At 67.4% G+C, this 25,501-nt stretch carries 22 protein-coding genes and 1 pseudogene; 15 read left to right on the forward strand and 8 right to left on the reverse strand.

All coding sequences use genetic code 11. The features are described from left to right. The first annotated feature begins 57 nt into the window (after positions 1-57). The 4 genes and pseudogenes from ACNANG_RS08360 (at position 58) to ACNANG_RS08375 (ending at position 3,377) form a co-directional block, all read left to right on the forward strand. Positions 58-1,409: pseudogene (locus tag ACNANG_RS08360) on the forward strand (dicarboxylate/amino acid:cation symporter). Between the two features lie 201 nt (positions 1,410-1,610). Beyond that, entirely contained in the window at positions 1,611-2,048 is a 438-nt protein-coding gene (locus ACNANG_RS08365; RefSeq protein ID WP_420226807.1) for a hypothetical protein, read from the forward strand. Then, the gene (locus ACNANG_RS08370; RefSeq protein WP_420226808.1) at positions 2,024-3,034 is read left to right on the forward strand and encodes a tannase/feruloyl esterase family alpha/beta hydrolase; all 1,011 of its coding nucleotides are present in this window, start codon (positions 2,024-2,026) and stop codon (positions 3,032-3,034) included. The genes ACNANG_RS08365 and ACNANG_RS08370 overlap by 25 nt, the downstream gene beginning before the upstream one ends. Continuing rightward, the gene (locus ACNANG_RS08375) at positions 3,012-3,377 is read left to right on the forward strand and encodes a tannase/feruloyl esterase family alpha/beta hydrolase (protein WP_420226809.1); all 366 of its coding nucleotides are present in this window, start codon (positions 3,012-3,014) and stop codon (positions 3,375-3,377) included. Before ACNANG_RS08370 ends, ACNANG_RS08375 begins: the two co-directional genes overlap by 23 nt. Positions 3,378-3,480: 103 nt before the next feature. Here the strand turns inward: ACNANG_RS08375 and ACNANG_RS08380 are convergent, their stop codons facing one another. Both ACNANG_RS08380 and ACNANG_RS08385 read right to left on the reverse strand, forming a co-directional pair. After that, positions 3,481-3,609 (reverse strand): hypothetical protein, encoded by a 129-nt coding sequence (locus tag ACNANG_RS08380; protein WP_257022584.1) that lies wholly within the window; start codon positions 3,607-3,609, stop codon positions 3,481-3,483. 125 nt (positions 3,610-3,734) lie between these two features. Next, positions 3,735-4,067 carry a hypothetical protein gene (locus ACNANG_RS08385; protein WP_420226810.1) on the reverse strand — a complete coding sequence of 111 codons (333 nt, stop codon included), beginning with the start codon at positions 4,065-4,067 and terminating at the stop codon, positions 3,735-3,737. Between the two features lie 232 nt (positions 4,068-4,299). Here ACNANG_RS08385 and uvrA point away from each other — a divergent pair, with 232 nt between their 5' ends. After that, positions 4,300-10,068, forward strand: coding sequence for an excinuclease ABC subunit UvrA (gene uvrA, locus ACNANG_RS08390; protein WP_420227488.1), 5,769 nt, complete (start codon positions 4,300-4,302; stop codon positions 10,066-10,068). 1 nt (position 10,069) lies between these two features. Then, complete coding sequence (locus tag ACNANG_RS08395) at positions 10,070-10,711, forward strand: aminotransferase class IV (RefSeq protein ID WP_420226811.1); 642 nt, start codon at positions 10,070-10,072, stop codon at positions 10,709-10,711. Positions 10,712-10,762: 51 nt separating this feature from the next. Here the strand turns inward: ACNANG_RS08395 and ACNANG_RS08400 are convergent, their stop codons facing one another. The 3 genes from ACNANG_RS08400 to ACNANG_RS08410 form a co-directional block, all read right to left on the reverse strand. Continuing rightward, a complete protein-coding gene (locus tag ACNANG_RS08400; RefSeq protein WP_420226812.1) occupies positions 10,763-11,005 on the reverse strand; it encodes a hypothetical protein in 243 nt (80 codons plus the stop codon). A 43-nt stretch (positions 11,006-11,048) separates the two neighbouring features. Continuing rightward, positions 11,049-11,663, reverse strand: coding sequence for a hypothetical protein (locus ACNANG_RS08405; RefSeq protein ID WP_420226813.1), 615 nt, complete (start codon positions 11,661-11,663; stop codon positions 11,049-11,051). A 120-nt stretch (positions 11,664-11,783) separates the two neighbouring features. Then, positions 11,784-12,122: an STAS domain-containing protein gene (locus ACNANG_RS08410; RefSeq protein ID WP_420226814.1), complete on the reverse strand. Its 339-nt coding sequence runs from the start codon at positions 12,120-12,122 to the stop codon at positions 11,784-11,786. An 87-nt stretch (positions 12,123-12,209) separates the two neighbouring features. On the opposite strand from ACNANG_RS08410, the gene ACNANG_RS08415 reads away from it, so the two are divergent. After that, positions 12,210-12,650, forward strand: a complete 441-nt coding sequence (locus ACNANG_RS08415; protein WP_420226815.1) for an ATP-binding protein — start codon at positions 12,210-12,212, stop codon at positions 12,648-12,650. Here the strand turns inward: ACNANG_RS08415 and ACNANG_RS08420 are convergent. The 3 genes from ACNANG_RS08420 to ACNANG_RS08430 all read right to left on the reverse strand — a co-directional run bounded on the left by ACNANG_RS08420 (position 12,605) and on the right by ACNANG_RS08430 (position 15,768). Further along, on the reverse strand, positions 12,605-13,654 hold the full coding sequence (locus ACNANG_RS08420) for a helix-turn-helix domain-containing protein (RefSeq protein ID WP_420226816.1): 1,050 nt from the start codon (positions 13,652-13,654) through the stop codon (positions 12,605-12,607). The genes ACNANG_RS08415 and ACNANG_RS08420 overlap by 46 nt on opposite strands. Before the next feature lie 2 nt (positions 13,655-13,656). Then, entirely contained in the window at positions 13,657-14,763 is a 1,107-nt protein-coding gene (locus ACNANG_RS08425) for a helix-turn-helix domain-containing protein (RefSeq protein WP_420226817.1), read from the reverse strand. 147 nt (positions 14,764-14,910) lie between these two features. Next, a complete protein-coding gene (locus ACNANG_RS08430) occupies positions 14,911-15,768 on the reverse strand; it encodes a tRNA threonylcarbamoyladenosine dehydratase (protein WP_420226818.1) in 858 nt (285 codons plus the stop codon). Between the two features lie 240 nt (positions 15,769-16,008). Here ACNANG_RS08430 and ACNANG_RS08435 point away from each other — a divergent pair, with 240 nt between their 5' ends. The 8 genes from ACNANG_RS08435 to ACNANG_RS08470 are packed head-to-tail and all read left to right on the forward strand — an operon-like array spanning position 16,009 to position 25,465. Continuing rightward, entirely contained in the window at positions 16,009-16,683 is a 675-nt protein-coding gene (locus tag ACNANG_RS08435; protein ID WP_420226819.1) for a hypothetical protein, read from the forward strand. Further along, positions 16,680-18,665, forward strand: coding sequence for an MFS transporter (locus ACNANG_RS08440; protein ID WP_420226820.1), 1,986 nt, complete (start codon positions 16,680-16,682; stop codon positions 18,663-18,665). Before ACNANG_RS08435 ends, ACNANG_RS08440 begins: the two co-directional genes overlap by 4 nt. Beyond that, entirely contained in the window at positions 18,662-19,723 is a 1,062-nt protein-coding gene (locus tag ACNANG_RS08445) for an ABC transporter substrate-binding protein (protein WP_420226821.1), read from the forward strand. Before ACNANG_RS08440 ends, ACNANG_RS08445 begins: the two co-directional genes overlap by 4 nt. Further along, entirely contained in the window at positions 19,720-20,325 is a 606-nt protein-coding gene (locus ACNANG_RS08450) for a hypothetical protein (protein ID WP_420226822.1), read from the forward strand. The genes ACNANG_RS08445 and ACNANG_RS08450 overlap by 4 nt, the downstream gene beginning before the upstream one ends. Then, positions 20,322-21,590, forward strand: a complete 1,269-nt coding sequence (alr, locus tag ACNANG_RS08455) for an alanine racemase (protein WP_420226823.1) — start codon at positions 20,322-20,324, stop codon at positions 21,588-21,590. The genes ACNANG_RS08450 and alr overlap by 4 nt, the downstream gene beginning before the upstream one ends. Further along, positions 21,587-22,366, forward strand: a complete 780-nt coding sequence (locus ACNANG_RS08460; protein WP_420226824.1) for a hypothetical protein — start codon at positions 21,587-21,589, stop codon at positions 22,364-22,366. The genes alr and ACNANG_RS08460 overlap by 4 nt, the downstream gene beginning before the upstream one ends. Further along, entirely contained in the window at positions 22,356-23,306 is a 951-nt protein-coding gene (locus ACNANG_RS08465) for a hypothetical protein (protein ID WP_420226825.1), read from the forward strand. Before ACNANG_RS08460 ends, ACNANG_RS08465 begins: the two co-directional genes overlap by 11 nt. After that, a complete protein-coding gene (locus ACNANG_RS08470) occupies positions 23,306-25,465 on the forward strand; it encodes a SpoIIE family protein phosphatase (protein ID WP_420226826.1) in 2,160 nt (719 codons plus the stop codon). Before ACNANG_RS08465 ends, ACNANG_RS08470 begins: the two co-directional genes overlap by 1 nt. Positions 25,466-25,501: the final 36 nt, after the last annotated feature.

Consider the following 25,501-nt stretch of genomic DNA (forward strand, 5'->3'; position numbering starts at 1 on the left):
CACGCCTTCGTGACGGAAGGCCGCCAAGCTCCAACACCTGGCAGGGGACATCCCAACATGATCGCACCACAACCCGTGGTGAGCGGCGCGCCCGCTCGTAAGAAAAACTCTATCAGCACCTGTATTTCCAGGTCATCTTCGCCATTACCCTGGGCATTCTGCTCGGGCATTTCTATCCGCAGCTCGGCGAACAGATGAAGCCGTTGGGCGACGCGTTCATCAAGCTGGTCAAGATGATCATCGCCCCGGTTATCTTCCTGACCGTGTCGACCGGCATCGCAGGCATGCAGGACTTGAAGAAGGTCGGACGCGTGGTCGGCAAGGCCATGATCTATTTCCTGACCTTTTCGACCCTGGCGCTGATCATCGGCATGGTGGTCGCAAACGTGGTCCAGCCCGGCCATGGCCTGCACATCAATCCGGCGTCGCTCGATGCGGCCAGCGTGGCCAGCTACTCGGCCAAGGCGCATGAGCAGACCTTGACCGGTTTCCTGATGAACATCATCCCGAACACCGTGGTGGGCGCGTTTGCGGGTGGCGACATCCTGCAGGTGCTGTTCTTCTCGGTATTGTTCGGGATCTCGCTGGGCGCGATTGGCGAGCGCGGCGCGCCCGTCATGAACTTCCTGACGGCCATTTCCGGCGCGTTCTTCAAGCTGGTGTCGATCCTGATGAAGGCGGCCCCGATTGGCGCGTTCGGCGCCATGGCGTTCACCATCGGCAAGTACGGCATCGGTTCGATCGCCAACCTGGCCGCGCTGGTCGCCACGTTCTACCTGACCTCCTTGCTGTTCGTGCTGGTGGTGCTGGGCGCCGTGGCCCGCTACAACGGCTTCTCGATCCTCAAGCTGATCAAGTACATCCGCGAAGAACTGCTGCTGGTGCTGGGCACCAGCTCGTCCGAAGCCGCCCTGCCGACGCTGATGGAAAAAATGGAACACGCCGGCTGCTCCAAGCCGGTGGTGGGCCTGGTTGTGCCGACCGGATATTCGTTCAACCTGGACGGCACCAACATCTACATGACGATGGCGGCGCTGTTCATTGCCCAGGCCATGGACATCCAGTTGCCGATCGCCGACCAGATCCTGCTGCTGGCCGTCGCCATGCTCAGTTCCAAGGGCGCAGCCGGCATTACCGGCGCAGGCTTCATTACCCTGGCCGCCACGTTGTCGGTGGTGCCGTCGGTGCCGGTGGCGGGCATGGCGCTGATCCTGGGCGTGGACCGTTTCATGTCCGAATGCCGCGCGCTGACCAACCTGGTCGGCAATGCGGTAGCCGCGATCGTCGTGGCCCGCTGGGAAGGCGAGCTGGACAAGGAACAGCTGGCGCTGACCTTGAGCGGCGAAAGCGTATTCGTGCCCGAAAATGCGACGTCGGGCCGCGATCCGGTGCCGGTGGGCAGCCACTGATCCGGGCAACACGGGGCGCAGCCATGCGCCGCGCGCAAACAAGGAAAGGCATGCTTTAAGGCATGCCTTTTTTCGCGCGCGAACGCTAGGAAACTACGAACCGGGAAAGTCCCTTGCATTTGCGTCACACGCAATTGGTTACATTCACTGCGACGGCCGAAGTGGCTGTTTTGTGCGTGAACAAAAGGGAGGAGAACCACCATGACAACACATGCACCGGGTTTACCGGGCAGGCGCCTGAGCGGTGGCGCGGCCGTGCTCGGGCTGACCGCGCTGACCTTGCTGTCCGGTTGCGGCGGCGACGATAGCCCGGCATCCACCGGCACCCGTGCCGGCTCGGACGCCACCTCGGCCGCGCGGCTGGCGTGTACCGACGTCTCGACAGCGGCACTGGGCCTTCCCCAGTTGCTGATCGACAGCGCCAACCACACCGGCGCGCAAGCCGGCGCCACCCCGGCGCAATCGGTGCCGGCGCACTGCCTGATCCGTGGCCGCCTGAACCACCGCAACAGCACGGTCGACGGGAAGACCTACGCAATCGGTTTCGAACTGCGCCTGCCGGACGTGTGGAACGGCCGCTTCTTTTTCAGGGCGGCGGCGGAGCGGATGGCACGGTGCGTGCGGCGCTGGGCGCGCTGAGCGGCGCCGGGCAGGTCACCAACGCCCTGTCCATGGGATTTTCCGTGGTCAGCACCGACGCCGGCCACCAGATGGAAAGCGATGCGCTGGTGGGTGGCTCGATGTTTGGCGTCGATCCGCAAGCCCGTGTCGACTATGGCTACAACGCCGTCGGCACGGTCACGCCGGCGGCCAAGACGATCGTTTCCCGGGTATATGGCCGGGGTCCGGACAAGTCCTATTTCCTTGGCTGCTCGAACGGTGGTCGGCAGGGGGTCGTTGCAGCATCGCGGCATGCGACGCTCTTTGACGGCATCGTGGCTGGCAACCCCGGCATCGACCTGCCCAAGGCGGCCGTGCAGCACGCGTGGGACACGCAACACTTTGCGGCCGCAGCGCCGTTGTCGGCGTCGGGCCGCGCCCTGATCGGCCAGTCCTTCTCGAACACCGATCTGGCGCTTGTGGCGAACGCCACGGTCGCCGCCTGCGACGCGCTGGACGTCGCCACCGATGGCATGATCGACAATCCGCAGGCCTGCAAGACGGCGTTCACCCCGGACACCCTGCAGTGCACCGGCGCCAAGCACGCCGGTTGCCTGTCCGGGCAGCAGGTCAACAGTCTGAAGGCCATTTTCAGTGGCCCAAAAAACAGCAAGGGAGAAGCGCTGTACGCCGACTGGCCCTTCGACGCCGGCGTGGGCGGGGCTGGCTGGCGTTTCTGGAAGCCGGGCTTTTCGCAGACCGACGTCCCGGACGCGCTGATCATGACCATGGGCGGCGCGGCCCTGCCCTATATCTTCACGACACCGCCCGTGAAGGTCAGCAGCACAGGCTTCCAGGTGCTCGACCACCTGCTTGCCTACGACTTCGATCGGGACGCCCCCAAGATCTTCGCGACGGATTCGATCTACACCGAGTCGGCCGTATCGTTCATGTCACCCCCGCCCCGCGGATCTCAGCGCATTCAAGAATGCCGGCGGCAAAATGATCGTCTACCACGGCAATAGCGACCCGGTGTTCTCGGTCAATCACACCATTGACTGGTATGAAAAGATCCGTGCGGCGGAACCGCAAGCGAGCGACTTCGTGCGTCTGTTCACGATACCCGGCATGCACCATTGCTATGGCGGACCGGCCACCGATCGGTTCGACATGCTTACGGCGCTGGTGAACTGGGTGGAGCGCGGCGTTCCCCCGGCGTCGGTGCCGGCGGCAACGGGTCCTGACGGCAACACGCCATGGCCCAACCGCACGCGGCCGCTGTGCCCCTACCCGCAGCAGGCGCGTTACGTCGGCACCGGGTCGCTGGAAGACGCGGCAAACTTCCGCTGCGTCGCGCCGGCTTCCTGAATCGGCTGACGGAGGGCCGGGCCCGTCCCGGCCGCTGGCCCGAGCCTTGAACAGGCGAAAAAACCGTGGTGCGAGCACCACGGTTTTTTCTGTCGCGACAGGCTCAGGCCTTCTTGACCTTCTCGAGCATCTTGAAGATGCCCTTGGGCGAACCCACAAACAGACGCTTGAAGGTTTTGCCAAGGCAACGGCGCTCGAGGGTGTTGCGACGTGTGCGCTTCTTTTCCGCCATGTCGTTCTCCAGGAAATAGATCGTTAAAACAGGCTGCCGGATAACAGACTGCCAGGAAAAGCAGACCGCTAATCGAAATAACCGCAGGCTGCTGAATCAGACTAACCCACGATTCTAACGGGTTTTTAGTGCAGCGGGGGGATGAAGGTAGGTTCGGCGGCCGGCGCGAAGTTGGCGGTCAGGTCCGACAAGAGCTCGGCGGTCTGCACTTCGGCCTTGCCCAGGACGCGCGCCAGGGCGCGGTCGGTCTGGTGGCTGACGACGTGCCAGGTGTGGGCCGCGGCCGGCACCACATTCACGGCAACCACGGTGGCGCCGATGCTTCCCGCAATGACCACGACCGCGACCAGGCGCAGGCTGCGCGGCGGCGGCGGTGCGTCACCCAGCACGCGAGGCGGCATATAAATGCCGGCTTCAACGCCGAGTGCTTCCGAAGGGGTCAGTGGACGGGCTTTCATGGCTTCATCTTACGCCTCGCTCCACCGAAAGACTGAGCCCGCAGGTGTTACCAAAGCTTGTCAGGCGTTGCCGAATGCGCGGCGGTGTGGCGTTTTTCGCGCGGCCTTGTAACGGGCTACGATCTGAGGATTGCCGACGAGCGAACCGGCCCCATCTTGCATCCATGACGTCCGCCTCTACTCCCCCGCCGTTACCGATACCGCCCTCGACACCGACACCGGCACATCCGATATCCAGGTCGTTGGCGCCCGCCAGAACAACCTCAAGAACCTGACCCTGACCATTCCCACCAACGAACTCGTGGTGGTGACCGGTGTCTCCGGGTCGGGCAAGAGCTCACTCGTGTTCGACACGTTGTATGCCGAAGGGCAGCGGCGCTATGTCGAAACCTTCTCGCCCTACGCGCGCCAGTTCCTGGACCGGATGGACAAGCCGCAGGTGGACCGCATCGACGGGATTCCGCCTGCGATCGCCATCGACCAGACCAATCCGGTGCGCAGTTCGCGCAGCACGGTCGGCACGATGACGGAGCTGAACGATCACCTGAAGCTGCTCTTTGCGCGGGCGGCCACGCTGTACGACCGCCAGACCGCGCAACCGGTGCGCAAGGACACGCCCGATTCGATCTACGACATGCTGGTCGACCGGGCCGCGCAGGCCGGGGATCCCCGTCTGGCCATCACCTTTCCGGTCCAGGTGCCGGCCAACTATGGCGAGGACGAGATCCGCGCCTTCCTGGAACGCCAGGGCTACACGCGGGTGCATGCCCGGCGCGCGGTGGGCAGCGGCAAGGACGCCGCGCAGATCCTGGATGTGGTGCAGGACCGCCTGCGCATGGCCAGCGCGGAACGCGCGCGGGTGATGGAAGCGCTGGATGCCGCCTTGCGCCTGGGCGCGGGCCGGGTGGACGTACGCGTGCTGGGCGATGACGGCGCCGATACGGCCGTGTGGAAGTTCAGCGACGAGTTGCACTGCGCCAACAGCGATATTTCGTATTCGGCGCCCACGCCCAGCGCGTTCTCTTTCAATTCGCCGCTGGGCGCCTGCGAGGCGTGCCGGGGGTTTGGCCGGGTGATCGGTGTCGATTACGGCCTGGTCGTGCCCGATGGGAACAAGACCTTGCGCGGTGGCGCGGTCAAGCCCTGGCAGACGGCCAGCAACAAGGAATGCCAGGACGACCTGATCAAGTACGCGGGCCGCGCGGGCATTCCGCTGGACGTGCCGTGGGCGCGGCTGACCGATGCGCAGCGCGAATGGGTGCTGAATGGCACGCCGGACTGGAAGGGCGCCAGCAACGCGTGGAAGAACCAGTGGTACGGCGTGAAGCGCTTCTTTGACTGGCTCGAGACCAAAGCCTACAAGATGCACATCCGGGTGCTGCTGTCGAAGTACCGCGCCTATACGCCCTGCGACGTGTGCCGCGGCTCGCGCCTGAAGCCCGATGCCCTGCTGTGGCGCGTGGGCAGCAAGGCCGACGCCGATGCCGTGCTGCCGCAGACCGATGACAAATACACGCGATTCCGCCCGGTCCATGCGGCGTGGAGCGCCGCCACCCTGGCGTCCCTGCCCGGCTTGAGCATCCATGACCTGATGATGCTGCCGATCGAGCGCGTGCGCCGTTTCTGCGACGGTCTGGCGTTCGACGGCGTGCTGGATGCCGCGACCGACCTGCTGCTGGAGGAAGTCCGTGCCCGCCTGAAGTTCCTGTGCGACGTCGGCCTGGGCTATCTGACGCTGGATCGCCAGAGCCGCACGCTGTCGGGTGGCGAGGTGCAGCGGATCAACCTGACGACCGCGCTGGGCACGTCCCTGGTGAACACCCTGTTCGTGCTGGATGAGCCGTCGATCGGCCTGCATCCCCGCGACATGAACCGCATCGTCGAAGTCATGCATCGCCTGCGCGATGCCGGCAATTCGCTGGTGGTGGTCGAACATGATCCGCAGGTCATGCTGGCGGCCGATCGCGTGATCGATATCGGCCCGGGGCCGGGCGAGCGCGGCGGCAACATCGTGTTCAACGGGTCGCCGTCGCAACTGCGCACGGCCAAGACGCTCACGGGCGATTATCTGTCGGGCCGCCGGCACGTGGCCGCGCCGCGGCCGATGCCGGTCACGGCCAGCACGCCGCGCCTGATCGTGGAAGGCGCGCGCGAGCACAACCTGAAGAACGTGACCGTGGAATTCCCGTTGGGCCGTCTGGTGACGGTGACGGGCGTATCCGGGTCGGGCAAGTCGTCCCTGGTGCAGGACGTGCTGTATCCGGGCCTGCTCAAGCTGAAGGGCAAGCCGACCGAAACGCCGGGCGCGCATGACCGCATCCTGGGTGACGACTGGCTGGTGGACGTCGTCATGGTGGACCAGTCGCAGATCGGCAAGACGGCGCGGTCCAACCCGGCCAGCTACGTTGGCGCTTTCGATGGCATCCGCAAGATCTTTGCGCAGGCGCGGCTCTCGAAGGAACGCAATTACACGGCGGGCATGTTCAGCTTCAACGCGGGCGACGGGCGCTGCCCGACCTGCGGCGGCACGGGCTTCGAACACGTGGAAATGCAGTTCCTGTCGGACGTCTACATTCGTTGCCCGGATTGCGATGGCACGCGTTTCCGCGCCGAAGTGCGCGAAGTGACGGTGGAGCGCAATGGACGCGCCGCGTCGATTTCCGACGTGCTGGACATGACCGTGACCGAAGCCCTGGAGTTCTTTGCAGGCGAGCGTGATGTGCAATATGGCCTGGCGCCGCTGGCCGATGTGGGGCTGGAATACCTGCGCCTGGGGCAGCCCGTGCCGACCCTGTCGGGCGGCGAAGCGCAGCGGCTGAAGCTGGCGGGCCATTTGGCCGAAGCGGCCCGGTCGGGCATCTCGACCGTGGGCGCCAAGCTGTCGAAGAAAGGCAGCCTGTTCCTGTTCGACGAACCGACCACCGGTCTGCACTTCGACGACATCGCCCGGCTGATGGGCGCGTTCCGCAAGCTGCTGGCCGCGGGCCATACGCTGATCGTGATCGAACACAATCTGGACGTGATCCGCGCGTCGGACTGGCTGATCGACCTGGGTCCGGAAGGCGGCGATGCTGGCGGCGAGATCGTGGCCGTGGGCACGCCCGAGCAGGTCATGAACACGCCGGCATCCCATACCGGGCTGGCGCTGCGCGAGTACGAACACGAGATCGGCGCGCTGAATGCCGACCGGCCCGAAATGTCGCCCGACATGACCCTGGCCGAGCGCATGACGCCCTACGCCACCAGCCGCACCGAGATCGACGCCGCCGCCGAACTGGCGGACGACATTGCCGAAGACCTGGGCGTGCCGCTGCAGAACGTGCTGGCCAAGCGGCGTTCCACGGCAATCGAAATCAAGAACGCACGCGAACACAACCTGAAGGGCGTGGACGTCGACATCCCGCACAACGTGTTCACGGTGATCACCGGGGTGTCGGGATCGGGCAAGTCGACCCTGGCCTTCGACATTCTGTTCAACGAAGGGCAGCGCCGCTATCTGGAATCCTTGAACGCGTACGCCCGTTCGATCGTGCAGCCCGCGGGCAAACCGGATGTGGACGCCATTTTCGGCATTCCGCCCACGGTGGCGATCGAGCAGCGCACGAGCCGCGGCGGCCGCAAGTCGACGGTCGCGACCATGACCGAGACGCATCACTTCATGCGCCTGCTGTACATGAAGCTGGGCACGCAGTACTGCCCGAATTGCGACGTGCCGGTCGAACCGCAGACCTTCGATCTGATCGTGGATCGCATCATGCGCGAGCTGAAGGGCCAACACATCGGCGTCATGGCGCCGCTGGTGACCGCGCGCAAGGGCTTCTATACCGACATGGCCAAGTGGGCGGCCAACAAGGGGCACTCGCACCTGCGGGTCGATGGCGCCTTCTTGCCGACCGCGCGCTGGCCGCGCCTGGACCGCTTCAAGGAACACAACATCGAACTGCCGGTGGCGGACTTCCTGGTCGATCCGGCCAATGAAGCGCAACTGCGCAAGGCCATCGACATTGCGCTGGAACATGGCAATGGCGTGATGAGCGTGGTGTGGCCGCTGGAACGGCTGCGCGAGGCCATGGCGGTCGACAGCAGCGCCGCGGCGCCGTCGCTGGAACAGCGCGTGTTCTCGGTCAAGCGGGCCTGCCCCTGCTGCGGCTTGAGCTTTCCCGAGCCGGATCCGCGCATGTTCTCGTACAACTCCAAGCACGGCTGGTGCCCCTCGTGTTTCGGCACGGGGGTGAAGCTGGAAGGCTTCGACCAGGAACAGACCGGCGAAGAAGCCGCCTGGAACGCTGCGTTCGAAGGCGAAGCCGTGGCCTGCCCGACCTGCGAAGGCCAGCGCCTGAATCGCAATGCGCTGGCGGTGCGCTGGCGCGGCAAGTCGATCGCGCAGATGGCGTCGCTGGCGGTGCGGGACGCGGGCAGCTTCTTCCAGACCCTGGAAACGCATGGCCGCGAAGCGGAGATCGCCCGCGACATCCTGACCGAACTGCGCAGCCGGCTGGACTTCCTGGAAGAAGTCGGACTGGGTTACCTGGCGCTGGACCGGGCCGCTCCGACGTTGTCGGGAGGCGAGGCGCAGCGCATCCGGCTGGCCGCGCAACTGGGGTCCAACCTGCAGGGCGTGTGCTATGTGCTGGACGAACCGACCATCGGCCTGCACCCGCGCGACAACCGCATTCTGTTGAACGCGCTGTCGCGGCTGGAGGGCAAGGGCAACACGCTGGTCGTGGTGGAGCATGACGAAGACACCATCCGCCGCGCCGCGCACGTGATCGATATCGGCCCGAGTGCGGGGGTGCGAGGCGGCCGCGTGGTCGCGCAGGGCACGGTCCAGGACATCATGGACAATCCCGATTCATTGACCGGCAAGTATCTGCGGCATCCGCTCAAGCACCCGCTGCAGCCGCGCCGGCCGGTGGATGCCGACACGCCATCGATCCAGGTCAAGAGCGCGCGCCTGCACAATCTGGCGAACGTCGATGCGCGTTTTCCGCTAGGCCGGCTGACGGTCGTGACGGGCGTGTCGGGGTCGGGCAAGTCGACGCTGGCGCGTGAAGTGCTGCTCGACAATCTGCAACGCGAAGTCGCCAACGCGGCCTTGCGCGAAGACAAGCGGACCAAAACGGCCTGGAAGGGCTGCGCCAACATGACTGGATGGGAAACCCTGGACCGGGTCCTGGAAGTCGACCAGACGCCGATCGGTAAGACACCGCGATCGTGCCCCGCCACCTATGTGGGCTTCTGGGACACGGTGCGCAAGCAGTTTGCCGACACGCTGGAATCGCGCATGCGCGGGTGGACGGCCGGCCGTTTCAGTTTCAACACGGCCGGGGGCCGCTGCGAGGTCTGCGAAGGCCAGGGCATGCGCACGATCGAGATGAACTTCCTGCCCGACGTGAAGGTGCCGTGCGATGTGTGCAACGGCGGCCGCTTCAACCGCGAGACCCTGGCCGTGCACATGCGCGGCAAGAGCGTGGGCGAAGTGCTGGGCATGGAAGTGGACGATGCGGTCGAATACTTCGGCGCGCATCCCTCCATCCTCAATCCCCTGCTGCTGTTGCAAAGCGTGGGGCTGGGCTATCTGACGCTGGGGCAGCCTTCCCCTACCCTGTCGGGCGGCGAGGCGCAGCGGATCAAGCTGGTGACCGAACTGGCCAAGGCACGGCTGGAAGACGGCACGATGCGAACCGGCCGCGGGTATCGCCAGCCGCATACGCTGTATGTGCTGGACGAGCCGACAGTGGGCCTGTCGATGGCCGACGTGGAAAAGCTGATCCGCGTTCTGCACCGACTGGTCGAAGCCGGCAACACCGTGGTCGTGATCGAGCACAACCTGGACGTGATTGCCGAAGCCGACTGGCTGCTGGACATGGGGCCGGAAGGCGGCAACGAAGGCGGGCAACTGGTGATCGAAGGCACGCCGGAAGCGGTGATCGACTATCGCGATCAGTCGCATACCGGGCGCGTGCTGCATGAATTCATGCAGCAGCAGGAGGGTTCATGACATGCGGCCGCATCTGATCGAAACGTTACGGGTCGAAGCCGACGGCCGCATGCCCCTGCTGCCGTGGCACATCGAACGGCTGGGCGCGTCGTCAACGGCGTTGGGGTACCGGTGGTCCATCGACGCGCCGCAGCGGGCGATTGCCCGCGCGGCGGCGCCCTTGGCGGAAGGGGTGTCGCATCGCCTGCGGTTGCGGGTGAGCGATGACGGCGTCATCGATATCGAAACGCAGGTGTTGCCTCCCCTGCCCGTCACGCCACGGGTCATGGTGGCGCGCCAGCGGCTGGCTTCCGATGAACCGTTGCTGCGGCACAAGACGACGCATCGCCCGTGGTATGCCGGCGCGGCGGCCTGGATCGCGACGCATCCGGACCATTTCGATCTGCTGTATTTCAACGAGCGCGATGAACTGTGCGAAGGCAGCCGGTGCAATGTCTATCTGCGGATCGATGGGCAGTGGGTGACCCCACCTATCACGTCAGGCGTGCTGCCGGGCGCGCAGCGGGCGGCCTTGCTGGATGACGAAGCCGCGGTAGAAGCCGTGCTGACGCGCGGCGACCTGATGCGCGCCGACGCCCTGCGGCTGTCGAATGCGTTGCGGGGATGGTTCGATGTGACGCTGCTGCCGGGCGAGGTTGCCTGACGGCGCGCCGTTATCGGGCCAGTCCGAGTCGGCTCCGGGCCAGCTCTCGGCTCAGTCCTCTGCCGGCCCGTTGGCTTCGTCCAGCAAGGCTTGCCAGGCTGCATTGACGTCGGCCGCCGACCATCCCCCCGCCACCGTGCGCTGCGCGCTGGCGGCCACGTCGGAAGGCGGCACGCGATCCGCGGGCGCCGGCCTTGCACCGGTTGAGGTCTGGCCGCGGGCCAACAGGCCGCGCAGCACGTCCAGCAGGGGTCGCCGGTTGACGGTCACGGCCAGCACAATGGATTCGCCCACCGAAAACCCTTCGTGCCAGCAGCCGGCGGGCAGGTAGAACGTATCACCCGGGTGCAGGGTCTGCTCGACGAATGCGTCGGCGGGGGCGTTCCAGATCGCCCCAGGGCAGGGGCAGGCTGTCGACGTCGGCCGGCAAGGTCACGTCGAGCGGGGCGCCGCCGGAAATCGGTTCCGGCACGTAGCGCCAGGTATAGCGGCCCGACACCTGGAAAATGCACAGCGGCGTGCTGTGGATGCCCAGGGGGTGCAAGGATCCGTCCGGACAGACCGCGCCATCGAGCTGCAGCGGAAGGGCCGATGTCTGCAGGCTTCGGTAGGCGTCCAGGAATGTCTTGAGGCGGCCTTCTTCAGGCAGCTTTTCGGCCAGTACCGTCATGCCGGCGCCCAGCATGCGCGGGATCTGCCCTGGCGTAATGGCCACATTCACCATCCACCCATCGACGTCCACGAACGATGCGTGCAGACGGCCGGCCGTGGCTGCCAACGCCTCGAAACCTTGCCGGTCGAACAGACCGTCGAAGCGCGCCGGTTCGCCGGTCAGAATCACCGCGCGCCGATCGCGGTACTGATCAAGGAAATGCGGCGCCTGCACGTCCTGGAGCAACGTGGCGAGCACAGCATCGGATGACCAGTCGGGGGTCGACACAAGGGTGGGCATTGTCGCTACAGACGTTCCGGAATGGGAAGGCACTGGGCCGCGCCGGGTAATAGCGTAACTGTAGAGCAATATCGCGACTTTGCCGTACGTCGCAAGCTTGCGTCTGTTTGTCTCAAAAAGCTAGGTCGCAAGCTCTGACAAGGCCGACTGACGGTCCGGCGCAACATTCAGGATCGCAAGAAAGCCGCTGACGTCGAACACTTCGCGCACGTGCGGCTGCATGCCGGCAAGCACCAGCTTGCCTCCAGCCTGCTTGAGGCGCTTGGCCGCCACCAGCACCACCCGCAATCCGGCGCTCGAGATGTAATCGAGCGCGGTCAGATCGAGCACGACCTTGCGCGCGCCGCCAGTCACCTGCGCAAGTATGTCGCTTTCCGCCGAGGCGGCATTGCCGCTGTTCAACTGTCCCTGGAGATCGAAGACGTGAACGTCGTCGACGCGCTGATGTGCGATCGTCATGGCTGCCTTGGAGGTGAGATCTTCATAAGTATTCTTAGCTGTTGATCATACAATGCGCCTAGTCTGGACTCATCAATGATTGACGACATGCGCGACTCTCTGGAAGTACCCGCCGACCTCGCGCAGATCGCTCACGCGCTGGCCTGGCTCGAACAGATCGGCGAACGCGATGCGTGGCCGCCGCGCCTGCGCTTCGGCATGGAATTGAGTCTGGATGAAGCGCTGACCAATATCGTGTCGTATGCCTACCCCGACGGGCGGGACGTGGGGCCGTCCGCCGGACGCATCACCCTGCACCTGGCGCGCGTCGATGACCAGGTGGCCCTGACGATTGAAGACGATGGCCTGGCCTTCGATCCCACCCAGCTGCCGCCGCCCGCCGCCGTCGACTCGATTGACGACGCCGAGATTGGCGGACACGGCATGCAACTCATGCGGCATTACATGGATGCGATCCGGTATGCCCGCGTCGATGGGCGCAATCAGCTGACGCTTGTCGCGGACGGCGTTGCCGCGCGTGGCGCATAGTGTTCGGGTAGGGTCGCCCAGGCCTGCGCCGCCTGCCGCACGTCGCGCGGTGACGCGTCGAACAGGCGCCGGAAGGCCCGGCTGAACACGGCTTCGTTGTTGAAGCACCAATGTTCGGCAATGTCCGAAATCCGCCGATGGGCGTGCACGGGCGAGACGATGTCGCGGAAACAGGCGCGCAGCCGCTGGTCCCGCAGGTAATGCGCGAAGCCGCCAAAGGGCGCGAACAACCGGAACAGCGTGGACCGCGACAGGCCGAACCGGTCGCACACCTGTTCGGCGCACAAATCGGTGCGGGTCAGGTGGTCATCGACATACCTGCGGATGCGGGTGAAGGACGCGGCACGGACCGGCGATTCGTGCGCGCCCGATGTCTGCCCCAGGCATCCCGCCATCAACGACGCCGATCCGGACAGCACGCGCTGGGCATCGTCCTGCGTCATGCGCGGCAGGTTGCGCCATAAGGACTGCAGGTGCTCGCACAGCAGGCGGCCGGCGGTCGTGCCGCCGCTCAGTACCGTACCGTGAGCGCGGTCGGGCTGGCTCAGCAGCGGTTCGAGCATCGCGCGCGGCAGCATCAGCGACAGATGCCGGAAGGGCTTGCAGGTGGCGTTCCACGTGCGCGACAGATCGAAGATGCCCACATCGCCTGGCAGGACTTCGAAGCTGCGGCCTTCGGTCACGCCGTGATAGCCGCCTTCCAGACAGGTGTGCGCCATGATGTGATCGACCTGGCTGCGCGCGATCGTGGTGCTGGTGCGCTGGCAGTACTGCGCGGCGGCGACGGCGTAAGTGATCAATGCCGGGCCCAGGTGCATGGCCGTCAGCTGCGCATGAAAGCGAATGAGTTCGGCCGCCGACGGACGCGCGACGTCGTACACCGGCGCCAGCATGTCCCGCCAACGGTCGAAGGTTTCGGCGGGTGAATCGAAGTCGGCGCTGTCGAAACGCAGCGTCGGCGTGCACAGGCCACTGCCTGCCGGCATGTCCTGCATGGCGCCCATTGTCAGCTGTCCCCCAGGCTCATGAGCCAGCTTTCGATCAGGCTGTCGGTGCTCCAGCGCGAGGCGCCGGCCAATGGCGCTGGCGCCTGACCTGATGCGTGGCCTGGCGCGTGGCCCGGGCGGGCCCCCGACCTGGCCGCGGCTTGCCGCAATTCGCGTGGCGACACATCGAACTGCCGGCGGAACGCCCGGCTGAACGTCGCTTCGCTGCCAAATCCCCAGCGCTGCGCGATATCGGCAATCCGCTGGCCCCTGGCATGCGGCGACGTCAGTTCGGTAAAGCAGCGGCGCAGGCGGCGTTCCTGGATGTACCGCATGAAGCCGCCATAGGGTTCGAACAAGCGGTACAGCGTCGGGCGGGACACGCCAAAGCGGCCGCACACCCGTTCGGCATTCAGGCTGGACGCGCCCAGGTTGCCTTCGATGAAGCGTTTGATACCGACCAGCGTGGCGGCGCGGATGTCGTCGGCGGCCATCTCGCGTGCATCGGCAGTGGGCCCGATGCACGCGCCCATCAAGGCGACCGTTCCTTGCATCAGCGCTTCGGCCTGGTCGGCCCGCAAGTCCGGAGCCTGCGTATACAAGGATGTCAGATGGTCGCGCAGCAAGGCGCCCGCGCCGGTAGTGGCCCGCAAGACGGTGCCATGGACCGCGTCGGGCGACGCCAGCAGGGGCGCCAGCATCCGGCGCGGAACGACCAGACTGATGTTCTCGAAACTTTGCGCCCGGGTCTGCAGCGGCAGGGACATGTCCAGGACGCTGACATCCCCCGGCCCCACCGCGATGCTGCGGCCATTGGCGTCGCCGTGATAGCCGCCCTGGCGATAGAGCTGCACCAGGTAGTGGTTGATGCCGTTGCGGGCAATGGTGCCGGGCGACCGGCGAAAGTGCTGCGCCGAGGCCGCCACCGACGCGAACAGGATGGTGCCCGGATGATAGGACCGCACTTCGGCGGCAAAGGTGTCGACGGCGTCGGACGATGGCAAGGCCACGTCGAACAAGGGCGACACGGCATCCCGCCAGGCCCAGAAGGCGTCATCGCCCGACCCCACGGCGGCCGTGTGGAAATGATTGCTGGGAATCGTATCGGGAGGGCGCGGCTCTGCCACGGGGTCATCCTTGCAGCGTCGGCGGGACCGAAGTGGTTGCTCAGGCTTTTGTCACCAAATGTCAGCATAGCGCAAACAATCGGTAATCAAGCGTGGGCAATCACTTCCATGGCGCGCTTTGCCGCGGGACGTTGCGTGGAAGCCCTATCAGGCGGCCGGCGGGCTTTCGAACAACAGTTGCAACACCTCGTGGGCGGCGGCCAGGCCCATGGCGGCCGTGACGGTCACGATTGATCCATATCCCGCGCACGACAGGCCCTGCAGGGCCTCGGCGCCTTCGCTCCCAGGCTCGGCGGTCACGGCTGCCTCGACCCAGGCGGCGGGCAGGCGCACTGGTTCGTTGACCCACAGGGCGCGAATGTGCATCTTGGGAATGCGCTTGAGCGGTTTGCCGCCGGGCGTGGCCGCGCGCGCATAGCCGTGCTGCCGCCGCAACTGATTGCGCACTTTCGCCAGCAGGGCGTCGTTCAGGGTTTCGGTAATGTCGGTGGCCCGGAGCGCCAGCGGATTGGTCTTGCCGCCCGCGCCGCCACAGACGACGACTGGCACGTTGTTGGCCTTGGCGAACAGGATCATGGCGACCTTGGCGGCGGCCTGGTCGGTACAGTCCAGGATGGCGGTCAGCGGGCCCGCCTGGGGGTCGTCCAGCAGGCTGGCGGCGTTGTCGGGCGTCAGGAAGTCGTCCACCCGCGTCAGCCGGCAATCGGGGTTGATGGCCAGGATGCGGTCGGCCATCGCATCGATCTTGGCCATGCCCAGCGTGCTTTCCAGTGCGTGCGCCTGGCGGTTGATATTGGATTCGGCCACGTGGTCGAGATCGATCAGCGTCAACCCGCCTATGCCGCAACGGGCCAGCGCTTCGGCGGCCCACGACCCGACGCCGCCCAGGCCCACGACCGCCACGCGGGCGTTGGCCATGGTTTCCAGGGCGCGATCGCCGTGCAGGCGCGCAACGCCGCCAAAACGGCGGTCGCGGTCCAGCGCCGGAGTCTCTTCAGTCGTCATGCGAGTCGTCCATGTCTGCCATCGAAAGCGGGATCGCGCAATGTTAGCAGCGGGATGCCTGAGGATCGGGGCGGAGCGGCGTCGCGCTGGGGAGACACCAGGACATTGTCCTGCCCCGGATACATTTTCCGCTCAGCCTCGCAGATACAATTTGTGCCGAGTGCCACGCCCGGCCGGGTAGAAGCGACTGCATCGGCCGGCTCCGCCAACCCGCGCGCCGTATTCATAAGGTTCACGTTCATGACCCGCACCGTGAGTGGCTTGCTCGCGCTGTTTGCGTTGGTGGCTGGCGCCTGCATTGCCTTGGGGGCCTATTTCACCTACGGCGCGCTGGTGGCGGCCCATCGCGATGCGCTGGAATCCCGCTACGTGCTGGCGGCGCAACGGGTCGCGGGCACAGCCGAACTGGCGGCATCGTTCGGCATCGCGCTGCCGGCGCAAACCACCTTGACGCCGTTGATCGAGCGCGAAGCGCGCCTGGACGCCAGCATCGTCGCCCTGGACGTGCTGGATGCCTCACGCACCGTCTTGTTCAGTACGCGGCCCGACCGGGTCGGGCACGCCGCCACCCCGCTGGGCGAAGACGTGGTGCGCCCTATCCGTAACGACCTGGGACGCGATATCGGCCGCGCCGTCGTTCACTATGATGACGCCGCGGCCTTGCAGGCCCGCGCATCGCTGGCGCGCCAGATCCGCACCGTGGCGATTCCGGCGGCCCTGGTGGCCAGCCTGGGCACCCTGCTGATCGGGTGGGTGCTGGCGCGGCGGCTGCACGGCCGGGCGGTGCGCGCGGCCGACCCGGTGTCGTGGCCGGCGCAGGCGCACGACGCGCTGGATGACGTGGCCGCGGTGCATGCCCGGCTGGCCGCGCGGCTGGATGCCGGCGACGCGGCGCTGTACGGAGCGCGCCCATGATCGGCTTGCGCGGCGCCCTGTCCATCTCGATTGCGCTGATCCTGTGCGCGGCGCTGGCCGTGGTCGGCTGGAGCGCGCAGCGCGCCGTGTCGGACACCATTGCCCCCGCCATTGCGGCCAAAGGCGACGCGGTGGCGCGCGGGTCGGCATCATTGATTCAGCGGGCCCTGCAGGCGGGCATCCCTTTCACTGAACTGACCGGGGTGGACGCTTCGCTTGCCGCGCTGCGCAGCGCCAATCCCGAGGTATCCGCCATCGAACTGGTCGATGCGGCCGGCGTGACGCGGCTGCGGGTGGGCCCGGCGGCCAGCGATGACGCGCCGGCGCGCGAGGCCTCGCGAGAGCCGGTCCGCGCGCCGATCCTGCTCGATGGCGCTACGGCCGGCGCCGTGATGCTTTGGGTGGATCCGGGCGTGGTGTCGCAGCGCGTGCGCAGCGTGCTGCTGGACATGGCCTTCCTGGGCGTCGTGGCGTTGCTGATCGCGCTGGAACTGCTTGCCCTGGCCGTGGGGTCGCGCAGCGCCCTGTCGCTGGGCGCGCTGGAAGACCGGCTCAAGCGCCTGGCGCACGGAAAGCTCGCCCCCGCGACCCGCACACCGCAGGACGCAGCGGTGCGCGCACTGACCGCGCCGATCGATGCCCACCTGCAGGCGATGTGGGCGCGGCATCATCAATTGATCGACGCGGCGCAGGCGCGTGGCGACACCGCCGCCCTGGCCGAACTGCGCGCGCTGGGCGACCGCCACGGCATCGATGCGCCCGTTACCCAGGAAAGCCGCGCCGCGGCCGTGGTGCGCCCTGGCCTGTTCCTGTTCATGCTGTCCGACGAACTGACGCGGCCGTTTCTGCCGGGCTTCGTGCGCAGCATTGCGCCCGACACCTGGGGCATCGGGCTGGACGTCCTGGTCAGCCTGCCCATGGCCGCCTTCATGTTGACGATGGCCCTGTGCCAGTTGCCGTTTGCGTCGTTGTCGGAACGCATCGGACGGCGCGAAGGATTCCTGGCAGGCGCCGTGCTGGCCGCTCTCGGGTATGCCGTCGCCGCCGTCACCACGCACTACGGCGTGTTTGCCGCGGCCCGCATCGTCACCGCCATCGGCTACACCTTGGTGTTCGTGTCGGCGCAAGGGCACATCATCGACGGGTCGACCGCCGCGGATCGCAGCCGCAGCCTGGCCGTGTTCGTGGGCGCCATTCTGGTGGCCGCCCTGTGCGGCCCCCCGATCGGCGGGGTGATCGCCGACCGCCTGGGCGCGTCTGCCGCCTTCGCCGCGTCGGCCGTGCTGGCCCTGCTGGCCTGCGCCGCCGCCTGGCGCATGCTGCCGAAACGCACGCCGCACACCGGCGCGATGGCACCGGGCTTTGCCCTGCACGACGTGTCGGTGGCGGTGCGCACGCCCCGGCTGCTTGGCCTGCTGTTCGGCTGCGCCTTCCCGGCCAAGTTCATCCTGGCGGCCATCTGCTTCTATCTGGTGCCGGTCGAACTCGACAAGCAGGGCTATGGCAGCGCCGAAATCGGTCGCCTGCAGATGATCTATCCGCTGATCATGGTGGTGTGCGTGCCCATGTTCGCGGCGCTGGCCGATCGCCTGCGGCAACGCACCGCCTTCGTGGTGATGGGCGGCGTGCTGGCCGGCGCGGGGGCCCTGCTTGCGGGCGTCGGCGCCAGTCCGGCCGTGATTGCCACGATTCTCTTGCTGCTTGGCCTGGGTCAGGCCATGTCGATTACCTCGCAGTCGGCGTTGGTGGCCGACAGCGCCCGCCAGGCGCCTGGCGCGTCGGGCGCGGTGCTGGGCGTCTTCCGCCTGGTCGAGCGAGGCGGCAACGCCGCCGGCCAGGCCGCCGCCGGCATCCTGCTGGGCGCCATCGGATTTTCGGCCGCTACCTTGTCGATCGGCGCACTGGTCGTGGCGGGCGCACTGGGGTTTGCCTGGTCCGTCCGCCCGGGCAGCCGTCCCACTGAGACTTCTTCCCGACCATGACTTCCCGCCGCGACCTTCTTTCCCTGGGCATGGCAAGCGCCGCGCTGCTCGCCATGCCGGTGGCTGCGCGTGCCGCGGCCGCTGCCGGCGCCGCCACGCAGGCGGCTTCTGGTCCGTTCCGCATCCTGATGATCACGTTTCGGGGCGAGACCGACGCCGAACGGGGCTTTCGTGACTACTTCGCCAGCGCGGGCATCCCGGTGGAATTCATTGCCCGCGACGTCAAGCAGAACATTGCGAACCTGGCGGCGATCCTAGAAGAAATCCCGTCGCTCAAGCCCGACCTGATCTACACCTGGGGCACGCCGGTCACCCTGGGCGTCGTCGGGCCCTTCGATGCGCCCGCCAGCACGCCCTTCGTGCGCGACATTCCCGTGGTGTTCTCGCTGGTGGCGGCGCCCGTGCAGTCGCGGATCGCGCGCAGCCTGGCCTCGTCCGGCCACAACGTCACGGGCGCCGTCCACGTGGTGCCGACCGACGTGCAATTGCGCGCCATGCAGTCCTATCTGCCGTTCAAGAAGATCGGGGTGCTGTATTCGCCGGCCGAACAGAATTCGATCGCCATCGTGGACCAGGTCAAGGACTTCTGCGCGCGCCAGAACAGCACCCTGGTGGCGCGCACCTTCAACCTGAACGCGCAAGGCCGCCCCACGGCAGACGGGGTCGAAGCCATCATTGCCGACATCAAGGCGCAAGGCGCCGACTGGCTTTACCTGTTGCCCGACACCTTCCTTGGCACGGTATATGACCGCGTGACACCGGCCGCGCTGGCGCAACGATTGCCAACCTTCGGCGCCGCCGAACTGGCCGTGCGACAGGGCGGCGCGCTGGTGGGCCTGATCAGCCGCTATCAGTCGGTGGGGCAGCTGGCCGCGGCCAAGGCCGTGGACATCCTGGTGCATCGCAAGGCGCCTGCCGACATTCCGATCGAGACGCTCAAGCGCTTTTCGCTGTTGATCAACATGCGCACGGCCAAGCAACTGGGCGGGGTCTATCCGCCCATCGACATGCTCAATTACGCCGAGGTGATCAGCCTAGGCAAGGATGGCGCGTCGTGATCGGGCGCAATGACGGCGGGCAGGGCGACGCGCAGCGGGAAGATGCCTGCCACGACGATGCGCTGCGCGGCGATCCTTTGCGGCACGATGCCATGCGCAACGATGCCTGGCGCATGCTGGGCACCGGCGATCTCGATGCCATCGAGCAGTTGCACCGGCTGTCGATCGGGTCGGCCGGACCCGACGTGGTCAAACCCGAGACGCGTGATTTCTTTGCGGGGTTGCTCGGCGGACGCGGACGCATCCTGGGATGCTTCGACGGCGGCGCGCTGGTGGCCTACGGTGTGCTGCAGACCGAAATCCTGGCCTACGACGACCCGCGTGCGGAACTGGGCTACGGCGCCGACCGCGGCATCGCCAAGCTGGCGGGGGCGGCCGTTGCGCCGTCGCATCGTGGCGCGGGCTTGCAGCGGGCGTCGATCCGGCAACGCGTGGCATTGGCGGGGAACACGCCTCTGCTGTTTTCGACGGCGGCCCCGAACAACACGGTCAGTCTGCAGAATCTGCGGGCCGAAGGGTTCGAGATACGGGCCACCGTCACGCGGTATGGCGGGTTGCGGCGGTATCTGCTGGTGCGGGAACATCAAGGTGCGGCCCAATGAGCGCCGCGCTGTCGCTGGACCGTCCCACCATCACCATCGATCTGGCCGCGATCGGCCACAACTGGCGCGCAGTCGCCAGCCGCTACCAGGGTCGGCATATCGGCGCTGTCGTCAAGAACGACGCCTATGGCCTGGGGGCGGCGCAGGTCGTGCCGCTGCTGTCATCGCTGGGCTGCCGCGACTTCTGGGTGGACCACTTCCAGGCCGCCCTCGACGTCCGGCGGCTCGTACCCACCGGGCGGGTATTCGTGCTCAATGGCCTGGCTGGCGCCGACGCCGCCCGTTGCCGCACGCACGGCATCGTGCCGGTGCTGGTGGACGAACGCGAACTGCGCCTGGCCAGCACCGAGGCCCGGCGGCACGGTCCGCTCCAGGTCGCCATCCATCTGGATAGCGGCCTGACCCGGGTCGGCCTGGACGCCGCGGCCGTATCAAGGCTGATCGCGCAACCCGACCTGCTGCACGGACTGGATGTCATTGCCTGGGTGACCCACCTGGGCCGCTTCGCCGATCCGGACGCCACCGAAAACGTCGAACAGCGCGCGCGCTTTACCGCGTGGACCGACCGGTTGCCGCGCGCCGCGCGCAGCATCGCAACGTCGTCGTGCGTCTTTGCCGACAGCAGCTGGCACATGGACATGGCGCGGGTCGGCAGCGCCCTGTACGGCGTCGACACCACGCCCTCCGCCCCGCAAGGCCTGATGCCCGCGGCCACACTGAGCGCGCCTGTGCTGCGGGTCGCAACGGTTCCCGCCGGCACGGAGATCGGCTACGCCGGCGGCTTTCGTGCGTCGCGTAGCTGCACGGTGGCGACCCTGGCGATCGGCTATGGCGACGGTCTGCCTTTCGCGCTGGCCAACCGCGGACAGGTGGCCCTGGCGGGCGGTCTTGCGCCGGTCGTGGGCGGGGTCAGCATGGGTCTTATCAGCGTGGACGTGACCGCATTGGGCGAAGGCCGGGTGCAGCCCGGGATGCACGCCGTGCTGTTCGGCGCGGATCTGCGGCTGGAGCAGGTGGCGGCAACGGCGGGCATGGCGCCCAATGCGCTGCTGGTGGCATGCGCATCGCAGGTGCATCGCAGATACAGGATGGGCGATGCGCTTGATCCGGCGGGAACGACGATCCCCGGGGCAACGGCCATGACGGGAGCAGACGCGGACGCCGCTGCAGGCACGGGCACCGATGCCGTCACCGGGCCAGGCGTGGATCCCCGGCACCTTGGGGGCAGCCGGCACGCCCCCGCCATGTCGAAGGAGGCGTCATGACCTACCGCGGCCGTCTTGCCTGGATCCTGGTCGTGGCCGTGCTTGCGGTGCTTGCCGCCACCGCATTGACCGCGGGCCGGGCCAGCCAACGCATCCGCGATGACATCGAACGCGCCCGCGGCGCGCATCTGTTGAACACGCTCAAGAACACGGTCGACAGCAACCTGGCCATCGGGCTCACCTTGGAGCAGATGGGCGTGCTGCAGACGTTGATCGAACGCGAAAAAGGCGGTGCGAATGACGTGCTGGCGATCGACGTCTTCCTGCCCGATGCCACCCTGCTGTACAGCACCGACCGGGGCGTCATCGGCGCGCCGGTCGGCGAAGACTGGGTCGCGCGGCTGGCCACGGACGATACCTGGCAGATTGCCACGCGCGGCGAAACCGTGCTGGGTGCGCGCGTTGACACCGACCTTGGCACGCCGGCGGGCGGCATTGCCGTCACGCTGGCCAACGACGACAGCCATGGCGATCTGGCCCTCTGGACGAAGGCCTGGCCCATCCTGCAGCCGCTGCTGCCCGTGTCCGGCGTGGCCGTGCTGCTGGCAATCGCCGCCGCCGCGCTGGTGACTGTGCGGATGATGCGACCCTTTCACGACGTGGCCCGGATCCTGGCCAAGCCGGAACCCGATGGATCGGCAACGCAGGCGGACCTGACCGGACCCGCAACGGGGCCAGCCGCAGCCGCCCACGACGTGCGCCGGGCCTGGGCGGACGCGGAGCGCCATGTCGCCATGGCCACCGCCGGCCTGCGGGAGATCGACGATGTCCAGTGACCGCTGCGCCATCATCCGGACGGGCCTGGTCACCGCGGTGCTGGTGCTCGTCATCGGCGGCCTGGGTAGCCTGCTCGTCCTGGCGCACGTTCAGTGCACGGTCGAAAACGACGCGCGGCAGGATGCCGGTCTGCTTGCCGATTCGGTCGCGCGCACCCTGGTGCAGCAGTTCGAAAAAGCGGGACGCTACGGCATTCCGTTCGATCGCCTGCCCGGCGTGCAGGGCGCGCTGCAACGCACGCTGGACGATGTGCCTGGCCTGGCCACCATCACGCTGACCAATGCCGCCGGCGCCACGCTGAATCGCGTTGACCGCGCGGGCGCCGTGGCGCGCGACACGGTACGTGTTCCCATTGCGGTAGCCGGCGAGCCGCTGGGCGCCATTGCCATCGGCACCGCGCCGGCCGAACTGGCGGCCGCCTTCGACACGGTGCGTCAGGTGTGCGCGATCACCACCGTGCTGCTGGCGCTGCTGGCCGGCATCGTGGCAGCCGTGGCGGCGGGGGCCTTGCTGGACAGGCGGCGGGCACAACTGCGCGACGCCCTGTCCGCCAACGCCGCCGGGCGTTTCGATCACGATCTGTCCGCCGCCGCGCTGGGCCGCGACGCCGTCGCAATGGCGTTCCGCGCCCTGGCCGATGGGCAGGCTGCGCAGCGCGAACGGCGCGAGGCCTTCGATGCCTACGCGCAGGAATTGCTGGCCGTCGATTTCGACGGCAGCCAGCGTGAATTGGTCGCCGCCTGGAGCCGCGTGGCGCGGGGCATGACGCCGGTGACCTCGGACTACCGCACGCAACCTGCCCGAGATGTGGCAGCAGGTGTTGCCGATGTCCGCGCTGGGGCCGGGGCTGATGCCGTGCCCACCCGTCTCGATCGTGACGACGGTGTGGCCGCGACGCCTGCCTCCCCCTCATCCACGCCTCGTTCCGGAGCCCGCTGATGCTGCTCCGTTCCCGCATCACCCTGATCGTCGCGCTGGGCTTTGGCGCCCTTACCCTTGCGTTGGGCAGCGCCAGCCTGGTCCGTGACCGCCTGTTAGAACAGCGGCTGGCGCAAACGTCGATCGCCGCGCAGTCCGCGCTGTGGGGCGAAATCGTTGCCGTGGAAACCGGGGCGCTGAGCGCCCGCGCGGGCGCCATCGCCATGAACCCGGCCTTTGGCGCGGCGCTGGCCCGGGGCGACCAGAACGACGCCGCGCGCGCGCTGGCGTCGCTGGGCATCGATGTCGGGTCCGCCGACAGCATCGACTTCATTGCCGTGATCGGCGCCGATCGCGAGCCGCTGTACACGGCAGGCAAGACCGCGGGCCTCGCCCTGCTCGACGCCAGCACGCTGGACCGGGTGCTGACCGGGCAGGCCGCGGCCGGCCTGCGCCAGGCATCGGCCACGCAACTGCCGGTGATCGCGGCCAGCCCCCTGCGGATCGGCGACAGCCCGGCGGCCCTGGTCGTGGGCCGCGACGTGCAGCACGCCCTGCGCCGCTACGCATCCCGCGCGGGGGCGGGCGTGACCTTGCTGACCTTGCGCGGCCGGCTGGCGGCATCGACCGATCCGGGCTTGTGGCAACGCGCCGCGCTGACCCTCAGCCCGCGCGCCGCCCTGGCCGAACAAGTCGACTTCGACAACCGTATCTACAGCCTCATCAGTGTGCCGGTGCGCGACATTGCCGACGGCGCGGTGGGTGCGATCGTGACGCTTAGCGACGCCACCGACAGTCTGGCCGCCAGCCGCTGGGTAGGCCGGCTGGCCATCGCCGGCGCCCTGCTGCTGGCACTGGTCGGCCTGGCCCTCGTTAACTTCTACCTGTGGCGCAGCTTCCGCCCCTTGCAGGCGGCCATCGCCGCGCTGCAGGCCCTGTCCCGCGGCGACGCCACCGTACGGCTTGAAGCGGGCGGATCCGACGAGATCGGCCGCATTGCCCAGGCGGTGGCCGCTTTCCGCATGAACGCGCAGGAACTGGCGGCCAGCCGCGCGCTGCGCGAACGCGTGCGCCGTCGCCAGGAAAGCGTGATCCGCCGGGAGCTGCACGCCCTGGCCGACGCCACCGACATGACACGGCGTGATGAAGTGCTGGCGCTGCTCGACGGCCCGGGCGCGTTGCAGGACGGGGGCCATGGCGCCGTGGTCAGCCCGGACCTGGACGCCACGTCCGGCGCGGCTGCCGGCTCGACTATAGGCGCCGCGTCCCCACCGCCCGCCGCCCAGGACCGCGACGATGATCAGTTGCGCCGCCTGGCTCGCATCATGGGCGACCTGACCCGTCGCATCGTGGACCAGCACAACAGCCTGTCGACCATGGTGGTCGAACTGCGCGACGCGCTGGTCAGCAAGACCCGGCTGGCCGGCCTGCAGCAGGAATTGCAGATCGCCAGCCAGGTGCAGCTAAGCATCCTGCCGCGCGACATGCCGGTCGACCCCCGCGTCAATGTGTTCTGCCACATCACCCCCGCGCGGGAAGTCGGCGGCGACTTCTACGATTACTTTCCGATCGACGCCAACCGCTTCGGCTTCGTGATTGCCGATGTGTCCGGCAAGGGCGTGCCCGCGGCGCTGTTCATGGCGATCTCGCGCACGCTGCTCAAGTCCACCGCGCTGTTCGTCGACTCGCCGTCCGCCTGCCTGCAACGCCTGAATGACCTGCTGGCCGCCGAAAACGAACAGATGCTGTTCGTGACCGTGTTCTACGCGGTGATCGACCTGTCGACCGGCCAGGTTGATTATGTCAACGCCGGCCACAACCCGCCGTGGCTGCTCCGGCGCGATGGCGACCTGTCGCCCCTGCCCCGCACGCGTGGCATCGCGGTGGCCGTGCATGAAGGCTTTGCCTACCAGCAGGGCATGGTCCAGCTTGCTCCCGGCGATACGCTCTATCTGTACACCGACGGCATTACCGAAGCCTTCGATGTCGACGGGCAGGAATATGGCGATGCGCGGCTGCAGGCGTCGCTGGAGCGTATCCCGCCCGCCACGCCCATCGACGCGCTGTCACAGCGCGTGATCGACGACGTGCGGGCGTTCGAGCGCGGCGCGGCGCAGGCGGACGACATGACCAGCCTGGCACTTCGTTACCTGGGCGGCAGGGCACCGGGAGTAGAATGAACATGCTCAATCGCGGCGCTCGCACCCGGCATTGAC

Source organism: Pigmentiphaga litoralis (assembly GCF_048632615.1).
GTDB classification, from domain to species: domain Bacteria; phylum Pseudomonadota; class Gammaproteobacteria; order Burkholderiales; family Burkholderiaceae_B; genus Pigmentiphaga; species Pigmentiphaga litoralis_B.